This window comes from Micromonospora aurantiaca ATCC 27029 (genome assembly GCF_000145235.1).
Classification (GTDB): domain Bacteria; phylum Actinomycetota; class Actinomycetes; order Mycobacteriales; family Micromonosporaceae; genus Micromonospora; species Micromonospora aurantiaca.
Genome location: NC_014391.1, coordinates 3,697,235 through 3,715,568 on the forward strand (window position 1 = coordinate 3,697,235; position 18,334 = coordinate 3,715,568).

The following is an 18,334-nucleotide window of genomic DNA, read 5'->3' on the forward strand; positions in this document are numbered from 1 at the left end:
TGCGCTCAGTCCGCCAGGTCGGCCAGTTCCGCGCCGAGGAGTTCCGCCAGCAGCTCCACCCGGCCCGGGTCGTTGTCGGCGGTGATGTTCCGGCTGGGCATCTCGACAGTCATCAGCAGGTAGAGGTACAGCCGGTAGAGCCCCAGCCGCCGCCGCGCCCCGGCGTCGAACGGGAACGGCGCCGCCGCCCGGTAGGCGCGTACCAGCGGGTCGTCCGGCTCGTCCTCGGCGCGGCGGAACAGCAGCGGCGACACGAGGTCCATCAGCGGGTCGCCCCACAGGTACCGCTCGCCGTCGACCAGGCCGGTGAGCCGGGGCGTGCCGTCCGGCCCGTCCACTGCCAGCACGTTTCCGGCCCAGCCGTCGAAGTGCAGCAGCGCCGGGCGGCGTACCGCGTCGAGCACTTCCGCGTGCCGCGCCACCAGCTCCCGGATCCGGGCGGCGGGCGCCGGCAGCGGCACCGCCCAGTCCGCGGCGTCGGCGAGCATGTCGTCCACCATGGCCGTGTAGGCGTCCCGCCACGTCGCCCCGGAGGCCCGGTCGCCGTCGTAGCCGTACCGCTCGCCGGTGACGCCGTGCAGCGCGGCGAGCGCGCGGCCGAACTCCGCGCGCAGCGGCCCGACGTCCGCGCCGGCCCGGCTCAGGTCCCAGAGGGTGCGACCTGGTAGCCGCGCCATGAGCAGCCAGTCACCGAGGTCGGGGTCGGTGCCGTGGTGCAGCAGCGCCGGGGTGGGCACTGCTGGTGCGCGGTCGGCCACCAGGCGCAGGTAGTGCGCCTCCGCGCCGATCATGTCGCGCTCGTAGCGCAGCAGCGGCACGTGCGGCGCCGGACCGACCTTGAGCACCACGTCCCGGCCGTCGGTGAGGCGTACCCACCAGACGGCGGCGAAGCCGCCACCGGTCAGCGGCCCGCAGCCGGCCACCTCGGCGCCGGATCCGAACGAGGCGGTGAGGTGGCGGCGGACCTGATCCGGGTCGAGGGCACGCTGAGTCGGGCTCACGCTCATGGTCCGGGGAGCGTAGCGCCTGCGGCTGCCTCGTGGGCGCAGCGATTGCGAAGACGTGCGGTACCGGCCGGTGGCACGACCGTGTCAGGCAAGCACCCCTCGCAGGGCCTCCAGTTCGGCCTCGGTGGCGCCGGCAGCCTGGAGATAGGCGGAGACCGAGCCGTGGTGGCTGCGGATCCACACCATGGCATGAAGCAGGTGCGCTGCGGTCACCGGGCGGGTGCCGTGTCCGATCGCCGCGCCGGCCGGCGATCCGGTGAGGTCCAGAGCGGCGTTCGAGCGCAGGAAGTCCTGGGTGACCTCCGCATCGGAAGCATTCAGGAGAGTCTGGATGACGGCGACGACGACTCCGGTGCGGTCCTTGCCGGAGGCGCAGTGGACCAGGGCAGGTAGTGCACCAGGGGTGATGAGCTGCCGGATGATCGCGACGGTGGCACGACCCGCCTGCTCAGCCATGTACGGGTACAGCGCCACCTGGTCGTCCGGCCAGCTCTGCTCGGTGAACACCGGAAAGTGGCAGTGCTTGACGCCGAGACCCGCACACCGGTCCGGCCGGTCGGCCACCTCTCGGATGCTGCGGAGGTCGATGACCGTGCGTAGCCCGAGATCCTCCAGCTCCCGGGCACCCTCGGGCGTCAGGAGATGCAGGGCGCCAGAGCGATACAGGACCCCACGGCGCAACGACCCGACGCCGCCTGCGTCGCGGAGGTTCCGGACGCCGGAACCGCCGGTGGTGGCGTCGGCCGTGGCTCCACGAGTGATCATGGAGGCGACTATACGAGGTCGGTCAGCCGACGCTTGTGGCTTCAGCCGCCTCCCCGGCGGCTGCCCCTCTCCACCGTCCTCGCCATCGAACAGTGCGCCCTCTCATCCTGTCCCGTCCGGGATTCCCCGGCCTACCGGCGGCGAGGGCGGTCGTGGTGTGGGAGAGAATCGCCGGGTGGCGAGACGGAAGGCGCGCGAGGGCGCGGGTGAACGTCCGGCGGCCTGCCCGTGCGGCACCGGCCGGCCGTACGCGGACTGCTGCGCCCCGGTGAACCGGGGCGAGGCGACGGCGGCGACAGCGGAGGCGCTGATGCGGTCCCGGTTCAGTGCGTTCGCGCTCGGCGACGCGGCCTACCTGCGGCACAGCTGGCACTCCACCACCCGCCCCGAGCGGCTGGAGCTGGACCCGGGCACCCGCTGGACCCGGCTGGAGATCGTGGAGACCGGGCAGGGCGGCCTGTTCGACAGCGCCGGTACGGTGCGGTTCCGGGCGCACTACCGCGAGGGCGGGCAGGCGGGCGTCCTGGCCGAGCACAGCCGCTTCGCCCGCGAGGACGGCCGCTGGGTCTACCTGGACGCGCTGCCCGAGTGACGCCTCCCCCGGCGCCGACGGTGGCGGCCCGTGGCGGCGGGTGTTAACAAGGGGCCCTTCCTCTACCGGAGGCGTTAATAAGGGGCCCTTCCTTTCGCCTAGGCGGGGCGCGGGGCGGGCTGGGCCAGCTCGGCGATCTCGCGCGGCAGCTGGGACAGCGCGCGGTTGAACTGGGCCGGCCCGATCACCCGGTGCAGCGCCTGCAACACCGCCCGGGCGCCGCGCTCGGCGTCGGACGGGGTCGCGCCGGAGCGCTCGGCGACCCGGCGCAGGAATTCGTCGTACCCGAAGACCTCGGGGTCTTCGACGCGGGCGCGTGCCAGCAGCGGACGCAGCTCGTGCGCGACGTGCGCGGACAGGTCGTCGGCCCCGCCGCCGCTGATCCGTTCGGCGAGCGTGCGCAGTGTCGCCTCGGTCAGCGCGCGGGCCGTCTCCACCGGCACGCCGGCACGGGCGGAGACTCGCGCGTAGAACTCCGGTTCGGCCATCGTCTGTCCTCCCGTCGCGACGGCACCGTGGCTACCCGCCGCCGGTCCGGGCAAACACCGCCGCGCCGCGGGCCGCGGCGGTACGGCTCAGGCCAGGGCCCGCGCCGCCGAGACGATCGCGCCGACGCCGATGCCGGCCCGGTCGAGCTGCTGGGCGGGGGTGCCGGAGCCGGGCAGCCCGCGTACCGCCAGGTGGTTGACCCGGGCCGGTTCGCCCAGGTCGGCGAGCGCCTCCAGCACCGCGGAGCCCAGCCCGCCCTCCGGGTAGTGGTCCTCGACCACCACCAGCCGCCCGCCGGTCTCCACGACGGTCTCGGCCAGGCGCTGCCGGTCCACCGGTTTGATCGAGTACAGGTCGATCACCCGGGCGTCGATGCCCTCGCGGGTCAGCTCGTCGGCGGCGGCGAGGCAGAGGTGCACCGTGACGCCGGTGCCGAGCAGCGCCACGTCCCCGCCGTCGCGCAGCATCCGGCTGCCGCCGATCGGGAACGGCGCGGCGTCGTCGTAGAGCACCGGGTACGCGCCGCGCGTCGTCCGCAGGTAGCTGACGCCCGGCTGGTCGGGCATCTGGGCGACGAGGGCCGCGCAGGAGACCGCGTCGGCCGGGCACAGCACCGTGGAGCCGGGCACCGCCCGCAGCGCGGCGATGTCCTCCAGCCCCATCTGGGACGGGCCGTCCGGGCCGATCTCCACCCCGGCGTGCGAGCCGACGAGCGCGATGTCGGCCCGGGAGACGCCCGCCATCCGGATGAAGTCGTACGCCCGGGACCAGAACGCGGCGAACGTAGCCGCGAACGGCCGGTAGCCGCGCACCGCCAGGCCCACCGCCGCGGCGGCGAGCTGCTGCTCGGCGATGAACATCTGGAAGAACCGGTCCGGGTACGCGGTGGCGAAGCGCTCCGCCCGGGTGGAGTCGCTGACCTCGCCGTCGAGCGCGACCACGTCGGGCCGGGCCGCGCCGAGGGCGCGCAGCGCGTCGCCGTACGCGTCCCGGGTGGCGACCTTCGCGCCGCGCTCGTACGTCGGCAGTTCCGGTTGCCGGATCTCCGGCGCGGCGGCCCGGGGCGCGGGCGGTGGCTTCGGTCCGGCGACCCGGATGCGCCGGGGGCCGCCGAGCGCCCGCACGGCGCGCTCGGCCAGCTCCGGGTCGAACGGCTTGCCGTGCCAGGACGGGTTGTTCTCCACCTCGGGCACGCCCTTGCCCTTGACCGTGCGGGCCAGCACCACTGTCGGCCCGGTGGCGTCGCGTGCCTGCCCGTACGCCTCGTCGATCGCGCCCGGGTCGTGGCCGTCGACCACGATCGCCCGGCAGCCGAACGCCTCGACGCGCCGCCGGTAGGTGTCCAGGTCCCACTCCAGTTCGGTGGGGCCGCGCTGGCCGAACCGGTTGACGTCCACGATGGTGGTGAGGTTGCGCAGCCCGTAGTGGCCGGCCTTGTCCAGCGCCTCCCACACCGAGCCCTCGGCGGTCTCGCTGTCGCCGCAGAGCACCCAGACGTGGGCGGGCGACCGGTCCAGGTACTGGGCGGCGAGTGCCACCCCGACGCCGACCGGCAGGCCCTGCCCGAGCGAGCCGGTGGCGACGTCCACCCAGGGCAGCACCGGCGTGGGGTGGCCCTGCAGGCGCGACCCGGATCGCCGGTACGTCTCCAGCAGCTCCTGCTCGCTGATCGCGCCGGTGGCCCGGAACACCGCGTACAGCAGTGGGGAGGCGTGCCCCTTGGAGAAGATCAGGTGGTCGTTGCCGGGGTTGCCCGGGTAGGACCAGTCGTAGCGCAGGTGCCGGGCGACGAGCACGGCGAGCAGGTCGGCGGCGGAGAGGCTGGACGTGGGGTGCCCGGAGCCGGCCATCGTGCTGCACCTGATCGCGTCCACCCGCAGCTGGGCGGCCAGGTCCGCCAGCCCGGTCAGGTCCTCGTCGCGCAGTGTGCGCTCTGCTTCCAACGTCACCGCGATCGTCCCCCGGGGTCGCCGAATTTCCGGACCAACGCTAGGCCGCGAACGCGACCATTGGTCCCTTTTCTGGCGATTCATGCTCGACCGGTGAGCAGCCAGAGCGCCACCAGCAGGTACGGCAGCACCGCGACCGCGAAGGCAGCCGGGTTGCCCATCGCACCGGCGAGCAGCCCGTACCCGGCGTAGAAGGCGACGATGGTCAGGTCGGTGGCCATTCCGGCGAGCGAGGTGACGGTGGCCCGCGCCGACCCGGTGATCCGGGCCTGGAGCCGCACGTCGGCGAGCACGGTGGCCAGCTGGAACGCGGCGAACGCCGCAGCCAGCAGCACGAACCCCGCCGGGTGCCGCAGCAGCGCCCCGGCCGCCGTCGCCGCGGCCGCGAACACGAGCAGACCGGCGTACCCGCTGTGGGACAGCCGCTCGCCCAGCGGCGCGAGCAGCCCGCCCACAGTCATCCCGGCCCACACCAGCAGGAGCAGCAGCGGTACGCCGACCTCGGCCATGCCGGTGTCGGCGGCCAGCAGCCCGGTGTACTCGTCCAGCCCACCCCAGATCGCTGTGACCGCCGCGACCAGCAGCACGGCGGCGCGGACGCGGCGGTCGGCCCGCACCTCGCGCAGGCCCAGGCGCAGGCTGTCCAGCCAGCCGGGCTCGTCGTCACCCGCGGTCGGGACGGGCGCGGTCGGCGGCGGGCGGTGCTCCGGGAAGCGGGCCGCGACGGCCGCCGCCAGCAGGCACGTGACCACGCTCGCCGCGCCGACAGCGAGGTAGCCGCCGAGCGCGAACACCGGCCCGGCGAGCACCCCTGATCCGACCGCGCCGAGCACCTCGGCGGTGCGGGTCCGGCCGATCAGCCGGGCGTACCGGTCGGCCGCGCCGAGGCGTTCCAACTCGGTGAAGACGAGCGCCTCCAGCGCGCCGGAGCGCAGTGCGCCGCCGGCACCCCAGAGCAGGAAGCCCACGGCGAACGCCGGATAGGACGGCAGCAGCACCCAGAGCGCGAACCCGGCGGCGGCCAGCAGCGGCGCGAGGCAGAGCAGCAGGCGGCGCGACACCGCGTCTGCCCACACGCCGGAGGGCACCTCCAGCACGATGCCGGCGGCCGCCCAGAGCACGAACAGCGAGGAGATCTGCCCGACCGACAACCCGGTGTCGGCGAACAGCAGCACGTAGAGCGGGTAGAGCAGGACGAGGTCGGTGAGGAACGCGTACCCGTAGAGCGTCGCCGCCAGGCGGCGGGTCGCTGGTACGCGGGCAGGAGCGACGAGCATGGAACCTTCCCACGGGACGTGACGGACACCGGTCGGAATGCACGGCGTCCGCGGCGGCCCGCGGCCTCGTCGCTCAGGAAGGCATCAACATCGCCAGGTCATGCCGCGATCCTATCCGCCGCGAGGCGCCCGGGTGGTCCCCGGCGGGCACGAATTCGGGGCGGGACCGTGTGGTCCCGCCCCGGTTCGTCTCCGCTGTTCGGGTCAGCGGCGGAACTTCTCCACGTCGGCCTGCGGAATGACCATGGTGGCCTCGTTGTCCGCGGCCTGCTCGGCGGTCGGCTGGCGCGGCGTGGTCGGCTGGGTGCGCTCGGAGTCGGCGTACGCCGGAATGTGCTGCGTGGCCTCCGCGCCCGCCTGCGACGGCACCGGCTCGGTGGGGTCCTCACTTGTGGCGGCCGTGGTCGACGGGGTGGCCGGGTACGCCGGGACCGGCTGCGTGCGGTCCGCCTCGGCGTCGCGGCTCACCGGCTGGGTCAGCTCGGACTCCGCGTACGGGCCGGTCGCGGCGAGCCGGGCCTCGACGTCGCGCCGGCCGGCCTGGTACGCGCGGGCATGCGTGGCGATGGTGCGCGACTCCTCCTCGGCCCGGGTCAGCCAGTTCTCCCAGCGGCTCTGCATCGGCCGGACCAGCCCGCCGCCGACGCCGACGACCAGGATGCCGCCCACGGTGGCGAGCACCGCGATCAGCACCGGGGTGGTGACGGTGGTGGCGACGCCGATCTGGTTGAGCGCGGCGATGACGCCGAGGCCCAGGATGAACACCGAGGCGAGGTTCGCCAGCACCCGGCCGTACGAGAGGCCACCGAGCGCGCTGGAGATGATGTCCTTCACCGCGCGGGCGATGGCCGCGGCGACCACCACGATGACGATGGCGACGAACGCCCGGGGCAGCCAGGCGATCACGCCGGCGATCAGGTCGGAGATGGGGTTCGGGCCCCAGATGCCGAACGCGAGCTGGAGCGTGACCAGCAGCACCCCGTAGTAGGCCAGCTTCGCGACGATGTCGCTGGCGTCGTACTTCGAGCGGGCCAGCGCGGTCTTGATCCCGCCGCGCTCGACGGCCCGGTCGAAGTGGACCCGCTCCAGCACCTTGTCCACGAGCTTCAGCACGGCCTTGGCGATCAGCCAGCCGACGACCAGGATCGCGACGAACGCGACCGCCTTGGGCAGGAACAGCATCACCGAACGGAACGCGTCGCCCACTGCGTCCCCGAAGTTGTCTCTCATCGAAGGGCCTCCACGTGCGTGGTCCAGGTTTGTTCGGGTGGGGCTACCCGGACGGGCGCGCGCGGAAACGCGGTCAGCCTCCGGGGCAGCGGTAGACGACGCGGGTGCTGGCCTGCGCCGTCGTCGGTTCGACGATGTTGACGGTGGCGATGCCGGTGGTCGTACCGACCCCGGTGAACGTCCACTTGAGGGTGAGCGCGGCGGTCTGCTGCCCGCTGCCGACCCGTTCGGTGAGCACGGCGCCGGGCGGCGCGTCGGAGCGGAACCACTGGTACCGGATCGTTCCGCCGCGCCCGTTGGTGCGCACGGTGGCCACCACGTCGACAGTCACGTCGCAGGCGACACCGGCCGGCCGGGGCACCGCGACGGTGACCCCCTCGACCTCCAGCGGGCGCAGCCGCTGCCACAGGTAGAGGCCGACAGCCAGCAGCAGCACCACGGTGAGCAGCGTGGACAGCACCGAGACGACGCGACGCCAGGCCGGACGCGGCCGTATCGGCGGCGCGGTGGGCCAGGGCGGCGCGGGCGGCGGCGTCGCCGGCACGCCCGGCCCGAAGCGCAGCTCACCGCCCGGGGCCGGCACGCCACTCACCGCCCGCGCGTGGCCGGTCCGATCCGGGTACGCCCCGGCGCCGGTCGCCGCCGTCCCGGTGGTGTGACCTCGATGCGGTACGCCGGTGGGCTGCCAGGAGGCGGTGGGCTGCCACGATGCGGTCGGTTCCGCGCCGTGGCGCTGGGGCGGTTCCGCGCTCGGACGCGGGTGGACGGTGGCCTGTCCGGTCGCGTTTCCCGGTGCTGGGCGCATCTGGACCGTCGCCTCGCCCGCCGAGCCGTCGAGGGCCGGACTCAGACTCACTGTCCGCTCCCCCGCCCTGCTGTCCGGAGCCGCCACGAAGTGAACGGTCGCCTCACCTGTGTCGTCTGCCCGGCCCGGGCGGATGTGCACGGTCGGCTCGGCATCGGGCGGTGTCGCCGTGGCCGAGGCGGCGAGGTCTGCGGTGCGGTCGTCCCCGCCGGGGATCGCCGTCAGGTGGACTGTGGGTTCGGCGGTGGGTGGCTGGGCGGCCCTCGCCCCGGGGAGGTGGACGGTGGGCTCCGACCTGCCGGTCGCCGCCGGGGTGTCGACGGCGAGCCGGACGGTCGGCTCCGCGCTGTCGATGACCAGTGCCGTCGTCGGTTCCCCACCCTCGGCAGCCGGCTCCGCCTGCATGACGGCGAGCGGCACCGTCGAGCCGGCGTCGGCTCGGGGCCGGGTGAGATGGACGGTGGGCTCGGCGGCGTCCGCGTCGCCGGTGAGCGGCAGGGCGCGGGTGGGCAGCGCCTCGGTGGGCTCGTCGGGGCGGGTCACGCCGACCGTCCCCGGGACGGGCTGCGGTGCGGGGCAGCGGGCACTGTCGTACTCCTAGCCGGGGGTGCAGTCGTGGTAGAGCGTCACGTACACCGGTGACGTCGAGGTGGTCGTGTTGCCGGCGGCGTCGGCGGCGGTGACCCGGATGGGGATGCGGGCGCTGCGCTTGGGCGTGGACAGCGGGCCGAGCGTGCCGGTGAACAGCCCGCGCCCGGCGGCGGCCATCCGGATCGTGCCGGTGGCGCCGTCGACGGTGTAGACGAAGGTGACCGTGAGCGCGGCCGGGCCGCTGCGATCGTCGGTGACGGTGGCGGTGACGGTGCTGCTCTTGGCGCCGTAGGGGCAGCCCTTCGGGTCCAGCTCGCCCGGGTCGGCGCTCACGCCGTCCACGACCGGCGCTGTCACGTCCGGTGGCGGCGGGCTGGTGGTGCGCGACGCGCTGGGGGTGGGTGTGCCGGTTCGGGTCGGCGTCCCCGTCGGATCGGGGGTGGCCGACGGCGCGGGAGGTGGCGGCGCGGCGGACACGGTGGACGGGCCGGGTGTCGGTGACGGGCTGGGTGTCTCGGCGCCGGTCGGGTCCGGTACGGGTGCGCCGGTGGTGGCGGGGGCGGCGCTCGCCGGGCCGGTCGGGCCCGCGGCGGACGTGTCGTCGTGGGCGGCGTAGCTGTAGCCGGCGCCGCCGGCCAGGACGGCGGCGGCCAGGGCACCGGCGGCGAGGACGGTACGGGTGCGGCCCTTACGGAACCGTCCGCCCCGGCCGGTGGTGGTCGTGCCGAGTTCGGTGTGCGCGACGGCGGTGGCGCCCTCGGCCCGGTCCGGGAACGGCCACAGCGCGGCCAGCAGCAATGCCCGCCGAGCCAGCTCGCGCAGCCCGCGTTCCTCCCATTCCGGGCCGTAGCCGGTGCCGGCGACCCGTTCCAGCAGCTCCAGGAACGCCTCGGCGGACGGCGGGCGCTCGTCGGGGCGCTTGGCCATGCCGTGGCGCAGCAGTTCGTGCACCGGCGGGGGTGCCGCCTCGGCGGGGATCGGCGCGCTGGCGTGCTGGTCGCGCAGGGAGAGCAGGTCCGGTCCCTGGTACGGGGGGCGGCCGGTGAGGCACTCGAAGAACGTGGCGGTGGCGGCGTAGACGTCGCACGCGGGGCCGGCCGGGGCGCCGGTCCACTGCTCGGGGGCCATGTAGCGGGGCGTGCCGGACACTGTGGTGTCGGAGCCCTGGCCGATCGGCATGGCGATGCCGAAGTCGGCGAGCTTGCTCAGCCCGGCGCCGGTGACCAGCACGTTCTCCGGTTTGTAGTCGCGGTGCACGACGCCGTGGGTGTGTGCGGCGGCCAGGCCGGCGAGTGAGCCCTTGAGGACGCAGAGCGCGGCCTCGGGTGTGGTCGGGCCGTGTTCGCGCAGCATCTGGCGCAGCGAGACGCCGTCGACCAGTTCCATCACGATGGCGGCGCCGTGCGGGCTCTCCACGTACTCGTAGAGGCGGCTGACGTGCGGGTCGTCGATCTCGCCGAGGAGCCGGGCCTCGGTGCGGAACGCGGTCCGGAACGCCGAGTCCTCGCCCAGATCGCGGATCAGGTACTTGATCGCGACGGGGGTGCCGGTGGCGTCGTGGGTGGCGAGCACGACGCTGCCCGACGCGCCGGCGCCGAGCCGGCGGACCGGGGTGTATCCGGACAGTTCCCAGCCGCTCATGCGACAGACTCCACGGCGTCCCACGGGCGGATGTCGGACGCCGCCTCGCTCGTCATTCTCACCGTGGCGCAGCCGACGGCCATCGCCGCAACGGCTGTTTCCGGACGCCGGTCGGCGCCCGGTTCCCCGCGCGGCGCCTCACCGCGCGGCAGGTGGTCGGTATCGGACACACCGTCACGATTACCAGACCCCGGCAACAGCCGTCACCTCGTCGATCATGAAGTTGACAGGGACAAAGAGGACGGATCCCGCCGTCAACTTCATGATCGACGGAGAGGGGGCACGGCGGGAGCGGGCGGGAGAGGGGGCGCGGGTCAGAAGCGGCGGGGTGCGGGGATGCCCGCGGGTGGAGGGGTGCGGAGCAGCCAGAGGGGGTTGCTCGCGCCCACTATCTCGCCGTCGCGGTCGCGGACCTGGGTGCGGACGTACGTGCCGGCGCCGACGCGCACCGGCAGGTCGTACCAGCCCTGCCGCAACTGCCGCCACGGGACCTGCCCGACCCGGACCGCCGGTGTCGGGTCCGCGACACCGGCCCGGTCGACGTCGCCGGTGACCGTCTCCAGCGTGGCCCCGGCCGGCAGGTCGGTGGCGCGCAGCCGCACCGTGACGGTGTCCTCGGCGAGCACGGCGAGCGCGCCCATCGCGCTGCGGCCACCCAGTTCCAGGTCCAGCGCGCCCCGGTAGCCGGTCAGGTCGGCGAACCACGCCTGCCCGGCGCGCAGCGCCGCGACCAGGTCGTCCCGGCCGGTCGAGGCAGCCCACACGGAGGTGACGTTGCGGTCCCGGCCAGCCCGCCAGTCGGTGCCGTCGTGGTCGTCGGTGACCCCGACGGCGGTGAGCGGGATCGCGTTGCGGGCCGCCACGTCGTACGCCCAGAGGTGGTCCTCGACCGGCCGGCGTCCGATCTCGATCAGGTCGACGCCGAGCGCGTCGCGGCTGACCAGCAGGCGGGCCAGTGATTCGCGGCGTTCGGTGTCCAGCGGGTGGTTCCAGCACACCACCCCGCCGTGCGCGTGCAGGAACTCCACCATCCGTTCGGTGGCGTCGACGTCGTTGTCCCGGTACGGCGGGGACGGGAAGCGCGGCAGTGTGCCGTCGCCGCCGAACCAGTTGAGGTGCCGCACCATCGACACCTCGTACGCCCGGTGGTGGGTGACGCCGGGGTACGCGCCGTCGTAGCCGCGCAGCACCTCGGCGCGCATCTCCTCGCCCGCCTGGCCGGCGCGGCGGGCGCGGTCGAAGACGAGCCGGTCCACCAGGTACGCGCCGCGCCCACCGCCGGCCGCAGTCACGCCGAGGCGCAGCCCGCGCAGCGAGTTGTCCCCGGCGACCAGGTCGGGCCAGAGCCGCCGCACGTCGGCGAGCAGATCGAACGTGTGCCGCCGCCAGGCGCCGGGCGGGGCGGGCAGCTCGACGGTGCCGTGCCGGCCGTCCACCGTGTGCCGGACCGTGTCCACGCCGCCGAGGCGGTAGCGCAGCACGAGCTGCCCGGCGGGCCGGCCGGGTCCGGCCGGGTGATGCGACAGCGCGAGCTCCACGGTGAGCGTGGCGTCCCGCCCCGCCGCTTCGGGGCGTACGTCGAGGTGCAGTGTGGTGTCGGAGATGTTGGCGGTGTGCGTCCAGTTCCACGCCTTGCCCGCGTACCAGAGGGTGCCGGAACCGGCGGCGGTGAGGCGCAGCGCGCGGCCCGGGCCGTCGGGGGCGTCCGGCGCGTCCACGAAGTCGGCGGCCGAGGCGGTCAGCCGTCCCTCGGTGGCGGGCTGCCAGGTCCAGGCGAGGCCGCCCTCACGTTCCTCCGGGCCGTCGAAGTGGACGACCCGGCGGTGGTCGTGGGCGGCCACCCGGAAGTCGTGGTCGGTCCACCACAGCACGTCGACGCCGTTGCGGCGGGCCTGGTCGAGGTGGGCAGCGTAGCTGGCCACGCCCTCGCTGAACGAGGCGTGCAGGTGCATCGCCATGCTGACCGGCCGCCGGCCGCGCGGCGGGGGCGGCGGCCCGTCGTTCGTGGCGGCCAGCCCGATCGGCACGCCGAGCCCGGCGACCGCCAGCCCGCCCGCGGCGACGAGCACGCTGCGCCGGTCCAGCCGCCCCCGACCCGCCATGCCACTCCCCCGTCCGCCCGGGCCAGCGTACGGGCGGAACCTCAGCGCGGGGGCACCGCCACCCGGGCGGCGAGCGGGCGTCCGGCCAGCCGCCGGATCGTCAGGTACGCCTCGCAGCCGAGGCAGAGCCCGAACGCGGCGTTGAGGAAGGCGGCGGCCAGCGCCGCGCCGGTGGCGACCAGGCCGAGCGCGGGCAGCCCGGCGAACCAGCCGGCCGCGCCGACGACGCTGAAGACCAGGCCGACGACCTGGGCGAAGCGCACCGGCGCGACCGGCTCCAGCTCCGCCGGCGGGTCCAGCCGGGGCGCCACCAGGGCGCGGAACAGCAGGCCGTACGGGCCGACGCGCGGGTTCAGGGCGGTGAGCGCGAACACGACGGCCTGGGCGAGCAGGAGCAGCCCGGAGCCGGTGACGAGGACGATCGCGAGGACGACTGTGGTGAGGACGGCGGCGAAGCGCGGTCCCCGGGGGTCGAGCAGCATGGGGTGGGTCCGTTCGTGCGGGGGGCGGTCGGTCAGGCGGGACGCGCCGCCGCACAGAGGCTCGTGGCGAGCCGGCCGTGGTCCACCACCCGGCGGCGGGTCAGCCGTACGCCGGTCATCGCGCCGCCCCGGCCGTGAGCGCGGCGATCAGGTCGTCGCGGTCGGGCACGCCGGCGGCCCGGCGCACCACGCGGCCTGCGGCGTCCACCACCAGCACCGTCGGGGTACGCCACACGTCCAGTTCCCGGGCCGCGTCGAGGTGTTCGTCCACGCCCACCTCCAGCACCGCGATCCCGTCGAGGCGGGCGGCGACGTCGGCGAGCACCCGGCGGGCGGCCCGGCAGGGCGCGCAGACCGGGGCGGAGAACTGCACCAGCGTGACCTCGCCGGGGCGTACCCCGAGGGCGGTGAGGGTGGCCCGGTGCGGCGCGTCGGCGCCCGGTGGGCGCTTCCGGACGGCGCGCAGCCGCCCGTCGTGGCGGCGGCGCCACCAGCCGAACGCGGTGGCGGCCGCGAGCACCGCGACGAGCACGACGATCCCGGTCGGGCTGGGCGACTGCACGGGCCCAGGCTGCCACGGCGGGTCGCGGAAGGCCATGGTCCGTCCCGGTCAGCGGACGTGAGATCGCCTACTCCGGTGGTAGGAGCAACCGGCTCACCGGCCGGTGAACGTCGCTTTTGTCCTCTGGCGCACCGCGCGAGCTTGGCAATATTCTCCACCACGCGCGCAGTCGTTGCAGTTCCTTTACATCGCCCGGCGCCGGCCGGGCCATCGAGGAGGCGAGATGCACTTCGACCACCCCGAGCTGGACCGCCGTACGCTGCTGCGGGCCGGTCTCGGCGCCGCCGCGGTCGCGGTCGTCGGCAGTGAGCTCGCCCTGCCGGGCACCGCGCAGGCCGCGCCGGGCGCGGACCTCGACTGGATCATCAGCTGCGACGAGTGGGCCGCCCGTCCGCCGGCCGACCCGCTGTCGGTGAGCGCGATCCCGACCAACAAGATCATCGTGCACCACATGGCGTTCCCGAACGTCACGGACTACTCCGAGGAGCACGCCAAGCAGCTCGCCCGTGACTGCCAGGACCTGCACATGGACGGCAACGGCTGGTCCGACACCGGGCAGCACTTCACTGTGAGCCGCGGCGGTCACGTCCTGGAGGGACGCCACGGCAGCCTGGACCGGCTGCGCGCCGGCGACCGGCAGATGATCGCCGCGCACTGCCCGGGCGAGAACGGGCGGGCCATCGGCATCGAGAACGAGGGCACCTACGTCACCGAGACGCCGCCGGAGGAGCTGCTCGACTCCCTCGCCCGGCTGTGCACAGCGATCTGCCGGCAGTACGGGCTGCACGCCCACGACATCTTCGGTCACTGGGACTTCCGCGCCACGCTCTGCCCGGGCGCGATGTTCTACCGGGAGTTCCCGACGCTGCGCCGCGCGGTGTTCAAGAAGCTCGGCACGAAGCTGGGCGACGTGCCGGCCCGCCGCTGGCCTGACATCTGGCGCTTCGTCGGCGGCCCGGTGGTCCGGGTCGCGCAGTACCTGCTCACGTTCCGCGGCTACACCGTGCCGGTGACGGGCGTGTTCGACGCGGCCACGGTCGCGGCCGTGCAGGACTGGCAGGCGCGCAACGGCATCCCGGTCGACGTCGACGCCACGCTCACGGCGCCGACGTGGGAGACCCTGGCCCCGGAGCTGGACCAGAAGTCGTCGGGCGTCCCGGTGGTGGCCGCGCAGTTCATGCTCGCCTCCAAGGGCTACGCCGAGGTCACCCCGACCGGCGAGTACGACCACGCCACCCGCACTGCGGTGAAGGACCTCCAGCGCCTGCACGGACTACCGCCCAACGGCAAGATCAGCACCACTACCTGGTGCGCGCTCGTGGGGGGTGTGGTGCGCCAGTCGTTCCGCAAGCACTGACGGCGCACCGGCGGGGAGAGCGGTGGGGGTGGCAACGGCGCCACCCCCACCGCGTCGTTGCGGGATGGAACGCGACGAAACGTCGGCATTGACGACTGGTGAACGACGGCTATCCCGGACGGCGGTGGTACGCCGATCATTGCCCGCAGATAGATATGAGTCATTCTCACCTCCGGGCAGAACGCCCGGGCGCGGAGGCCGAGACGCCGTCAGCCGGGCGTACCGAACGGCCCTACTCCGCGTCCCCCGGAGGATCGCCATGCCATTACCCGCCATCCGTGCCCGCCTCGCGGCGCTCACCGCCGCCGCCCTCACCGCGAGCGTCCTGACGGTCATCGCGCCGGCACCGGCGCTCGCCGCCACCACGTTCACCCCCGACGACTACTGCCTCGGCCAGTGCGCCGACATCCTGCCCCCCGGGCAGAACGGCAACGCCACACTCGCCGGCATCCTGGCTCACCAGGCGCTCGGCACCCGTCCCGCGCACTCCAGCGACCAGCTCGACGAGTACGCCAACCTGGTCTACAACTACGCCGGGCTGACCGACGAGCAGATCGCCCACTTCTACAACGACGCTTCCTTCGGCGTCCCCGACGCCCAGGTCGAGAGCAGGATCTCGCCACGCTCGGACGTCACCATCGTGCGGGACAAGGCCACCGGCGTCCCGCACGTCACCGGCACCACCCGCGCCGGCACCATGTTCGGCGCCGGGTACGCCGGCGCCCAGGACCGGCTCTGGGTGATGGACCTGCTGCGGCACGTCGGCCGCGGCAACGTCAGCTCGTTCGCCGGCGGCGCCCCCGGCAACCGGGAGCTGGAGCAGAGCGTCTGGGCCAACTCGCCCTACACCGAGGCGGACCTCCAGGCCCAGGTCGACGCGCTGCGCCTCAAGGGCACCCGGGGCCAGCAGCTCTACACCGACGTCGTCGACTACATCGCCGGCATCAACGCCTACATCGACAAGTCGATCGCCGACGACAACTACCCCGGCGAGTACGTGCTCACCGGCGCCGGGAAGCCGAAGCACTTCACCATGACCGACCTGATCGCCACCGCCGGTGTCATCGGCGGGCTGTTCGGCGGGGGCGGCGGCAGCGAGATGCAGTCCGCGCTGGTCCGGGTGGCCGCCCGGGCCAAGTACGGCCCGACCGAGGGCGACCGGGTCTGGACGGCGTTCCGCTCGCAGAACGACCCGGAGACCGTGCTGACGCTGCACGACGGGCAGAGCTTCCCGTACGGCGCGACGCCGCCCGGCGCCACCAGCGCGGTGCTGCCGGACGCCGGGACGGTGGTCGCCGAGCCGCTCGCGTACGACGCCACCGGCGGAGCCGCCGCCCGCACCGGCAGCAGCGCCGCCACCAAGGACCTGGTCGGTGGCCTGTCCAACCTGCGGGCGCACGGCATGTCCAACGCGGTAGTGGTCTCCGGCCGGCACACCACCACCGGCAACCCGGTGGCCGTGTTCGGCCCGCAGACCGGCTACTTCGCGCCGCAACTGCTCATGCTCCAGGAACTCCAGGGGCCGGGCATCAGCGCACGCGGCGCGGCGTTCGCCGGGCTGAACCTCTACGTGCTGCTCGGCCGCGGCCAGGACTACGCGTGGAGCGCCACCTCCGCCTCCCAGGACCTGACCGACACGTACGCCGTGCCGCTGTGCACCACCGACGGCAGCGCGCCGACACTGCGCTCCAACCGCTACCTCTACCGCGGCCAGTGCCTCGCCATGGAGGTGCTGGAGAAGCGCAACTCCTGGTCGCCGACGCTCGCCGACTCCACCCCGGCCGGCGCGTACACGCTGCGCTCGCTGCGCACCAAGTACGGGCTGGTGGCCTACCGGGGGCTGGTGAACGGGCAGCCCACCGCGTTCACCAAGCTGCGCTCCACCTACCGGCACGAGGCCGACTCGGCGATCGGCTTCCAGGCGTACAACGACCCGGCGGCGATGGGCAGCGCGGCGGCGTTCCAGGCGTCCGCGGCCAGCGTCGGGTACGCGTTCAACTGGTTCTACGTCAACTCGACCGAGGCGGCGTACTACAACTCCGGCTCCAACCCGGTCCGCCCGTCCGGGCTCGACCCGAACCTGCCCGCGAAGGCGGAGCCGGCGTACGAGTGGGCCGGCTGGAACCCGGACACCAACGACGCCACGTACGCCCCGGCGTCGGCCCACCCGCAGTCGGTCAACCAGGACTACTACGTCAGCTGGAACAACAAGCAGGCGCGTGACTTCGGCGCGGCCGACGGCAACTTCAGCTACGGCGCGGTGCACCGGGGTCAGCTGCTCGACGGTCCGGTGAAGGCGGCCATCGCCCAGCGCAAGGTCGGCCGCGCCGACATCGTGCGGATCACCGCCGAGGCGGCGGTGACCGACCTGCGCGGTCAGCAGGTCCTCGGCGAACTGCTGCGGGTGCTCGACAGCACGCCGGTCGCCGACCCGGCGCTGGCCGCCGCGGTGACCAAGCTGCGGGCCTGGCAGCAGGCCGGGTCGCGGCGGGTGGAGACGTCACCCGGCTCGAAGGTCTACCAGCACGCCGAGGCCATCCGGATCTTCGACGCCTGGTGGCCGCTGCTCGCCTCGGCGCAGTTCCGTCCCGGGCTCGGCGCCGACCTGTACGGCGCGCTCGTCGGTGCCCTCCAGGTCAACGAGGCGCCCTCGGGCGGCCAGAACGGTGCCCGCGACGGCACCGTGAACTGGGCGGCGCAGGGCCAGGCCCACAAGGGCTCGGCGTTCCAGTACGGCTGGTGGGGCTACGTCGACAAGGACCTGCGGGCCGTGCTCGGCGACCCGGTGGCCGGCGGCCTCGGGCGCACGTACTGCGGCAACGGCAACCTGGGCGCGTGCCGGCAGTCGCTGCTGGACACGCTCGGTCAGGCCGCGGCGGCGCCGGCGACCACCGTCTACCCGGGCGACTCGTCCTGCGGGGCGGGCGACCAGTGGTGCGCGGACTCGATCGCCCAGTCCGGGCTCGGCGGCATCACCCACCCGCTGATCGCCTGGCAGAACCGGCCCACGTACCAGCAGGTCGTCTCGTTCCCGGCGCGCCGGGGCGACGCGGTGACCAACCTGGCGCAGGGCCGTAGCGCCACCGCGTCCAGCACGCAGTTCCTGACCAGCAACACCCCGGCGAAGGCGGTGGACGGCAGTCTCGGCACCCGGTGGGCCAGCAGCTACAACGACAACCAGTGGCTGCGGGTGGATCTCGGATCGGCCCGGACGATCAGCCGGGCGGTGCTGCGGTGGGAGGCCGCGTACGCCACCGGCTACCGGATCGAGGTCTCCGGTGACGGCAACTCCTGGCAGCCGGTGTTCAGCACCACCGCCGGCAACGGCGGCGTCGACAACGTGACGTTCGCCCCGGTCAGCGCACGCTACGTGCGGATGTACGGCGTCACGCGGGCCACCTCGTACGGCTTCTCGCTCTACGAGTTCGAGGTCTACGGACGGTGACCGCACGCGACCGGCCGGCGGGTGCTCCCGCCGGCCGGTC

General features: G+C 74.2%; 14 protein-coding genes. 3 read left to right on the forward strand and 11 right to left on the reverse strand.

Annotated elements, in window-relative coordinates:
• Window positions 1-5: 5 nt before the first annotated feature.
• Together MICAU_RS16395 and MICAU_RS16400 are read right to left on the reverse strand one after the other, a co-directional pair.
• Window positions 6-1,007, reverse strand: coding sequence for a phosphotransferase family protein (locus tag MICAU_RS16395; protein ID WP_013286446.1), 1,002 nt, complete (start codon window positions 1,005-1,007; stop codon window positions 6-8).
• A gap of 84 nt (window positions 1,008-1,091) precedes the next feature.
• Entirely contained in the window at window positions 1,092-1,772 is a 681-nt protein-coding gene (locus tag MICAU_RS16400; RefSeq protein ID WP_013286447.1) for a tyrosine-protein phosphatase, read from the reverse strand.
• 175 nt (window positions 1,773-1,947) lie between these two features.
• Here MICAU_RS16400 and MICAU_RS16405 point away from each other — a divergent pair, with 175 nt between their 5' ends.
• Window positions 1,948-2,364, forward strand: coding sequence for a YchJ family protein (locus MICAU_RS16405; protein ID WP_013286448.1), 417 nt, complete (start codon window positions 1,948-1,950; stop codon window positions 2,362-2,364).
• Window positions 2,365-2,462: 98 nt separating this feature from the next.
• Here the strand turns inward: MICAU_RS16405 and MICAU_RS16410 are convergent, their stop codons facing one another.
• The 9 genes from MICAU_RS16410 to MICAU_RS16450 form a co-directional block, all read right to left on the reverse strand.
• Window positions 2,463-2,852, reverse strand: a complete 390-nt coding sequence (locus tag MICAU_RS16410) for a DUF2267 domain-containing protein (protein ID WP_013286449.1) — start codon at window positions 2,850-2,852, stop codon at window positions 2,463-2,465.
• A gap of 87 nt (window positions 2,853-2,939) precedes the next feature.
• A complete protein-coding gene (locus MICAU_RS16415; RefSeq protein ID WP_013286450.1) occupies window positions 2,940-4,802 on the reverse strand; it encodes a transketolase in 1,863 nt (620 codons plus the stop codon).
• Between the two features lie 80 nt (window positions 4,803-4,882).
• Window positions 4,883-6,079, reverse strand: coding sequence for an MFS transporter (locus MICAU_RS16420; RefSeq protein WP_013286451.1), 1,197 nt, complete (start codon window positions 6,077-6,079; stop codon window positions 4,883-4,885).
• Window positions 6,080-6,283: 204 nt separating this feature from the next.
• Complete coding sequence (locus MICAU_RS16425) at window positions 6,284-7,309, reverse strand: mechanosensitive ion channel family protein (RefSeq protein ID WP_013286452.1); 1,026 nt, start codon at window positions 7,307-7,309, stop codon at window positions 6,284-6,286.
• Between the two features lie 73 nt (window positions 7,310-7,382).
• Complete coding sequence (locus MICAU_RS16430) at window positions 7,383-8,657, reverse strand: hypothetical protein (RefSeq protein WP_013286453.1); 1,275 nt, start codon at window positions 8,655-8,657, stop codon at window positions 7,383-7,385.
• Between the two features lie 54 nt (window positions 8,658-8,711).
• Entirely contained in the window at window positions 8,712-10,346 is a 1,635-nt protein-coding gene (locus MICAU_RS33465; protein WP_013286454.1) for a serine/threonine-protein kinase, read from the reverse strand.
• A gap of 314 nt (window positions 10,347-10,660) precedes the next feature.
• The gene (locus MICAU_RS16440; protein ID WP_013286455.1) at window positions 10,661-12,448 is read right to left on the reverse strand and encodes a CehA/McbA family metallohydrolase domain-containing protein; all 1,788 of its coding nucleotides are present in this window, start codon (window positions 12,446-12,448) and stop codon (window positions 10,661-10,663) included.
• 41 nt (window positions 12,449-12,489) lie between these two features.
• Window positions 12,490-12,930 carry a DUF4395 domain-containing protein gene (locus MICAU_RS16445; RefSeq protein WP_013286456.1) on the reverse strand — a complete coding sequence of 147 codons (441 nt, stop codon included), beginning with the start codon at window positions 12,928-12,930 and terminating at the stop codon, window positions 12,490-12,492.
• Window positions 12,931-13,045: 115 nt separating this feature from the next.
• Window positions 13,046-13,492 carry a TlpA family protein disulfide reductase gene (locus MICAU_RS16450; protein WP_232236745.1) on the reverse strand — a complete coding sequence of 149 codons (447 nt, stop codon included), beginning with the start codon at window positions 13,490-13,492 and terminating at the stop codon, window positions 13,046-13,048.
• A gap of 223 nt (window positions 13,493-13,715) precedes the next feature.
• Between MICAU_RS16450 and MICAU_RS16455 the strand changes: the two genes are divergently transcribed.
• Window positions 13,716-14,849, forward strand: coding sequence for a peptidoglycan recognition protein family protein (locus MICAU_RS16455; RefSeq protein WP_013286458.1), 1,134 nt, complete (start codon window positions 13,716-13,718; stop codon window positions 14,847-14,849).
• 259 nt (window positions 14,850-15,108) lie between these two features.
• On the forward strand, window positions 15,109-18,294 hold the full coding sequence (locus MICAU_RS16460) for a penicillin acylase family protein (RefSeq protein WP_013286459.1): 3,186 nt from the start codon (window positions 15,109-15,111) through the stop codon (window positions 18,292-18,294).
• Window positions 18,295-18,334: the final 40 nt, after the last annotated feature.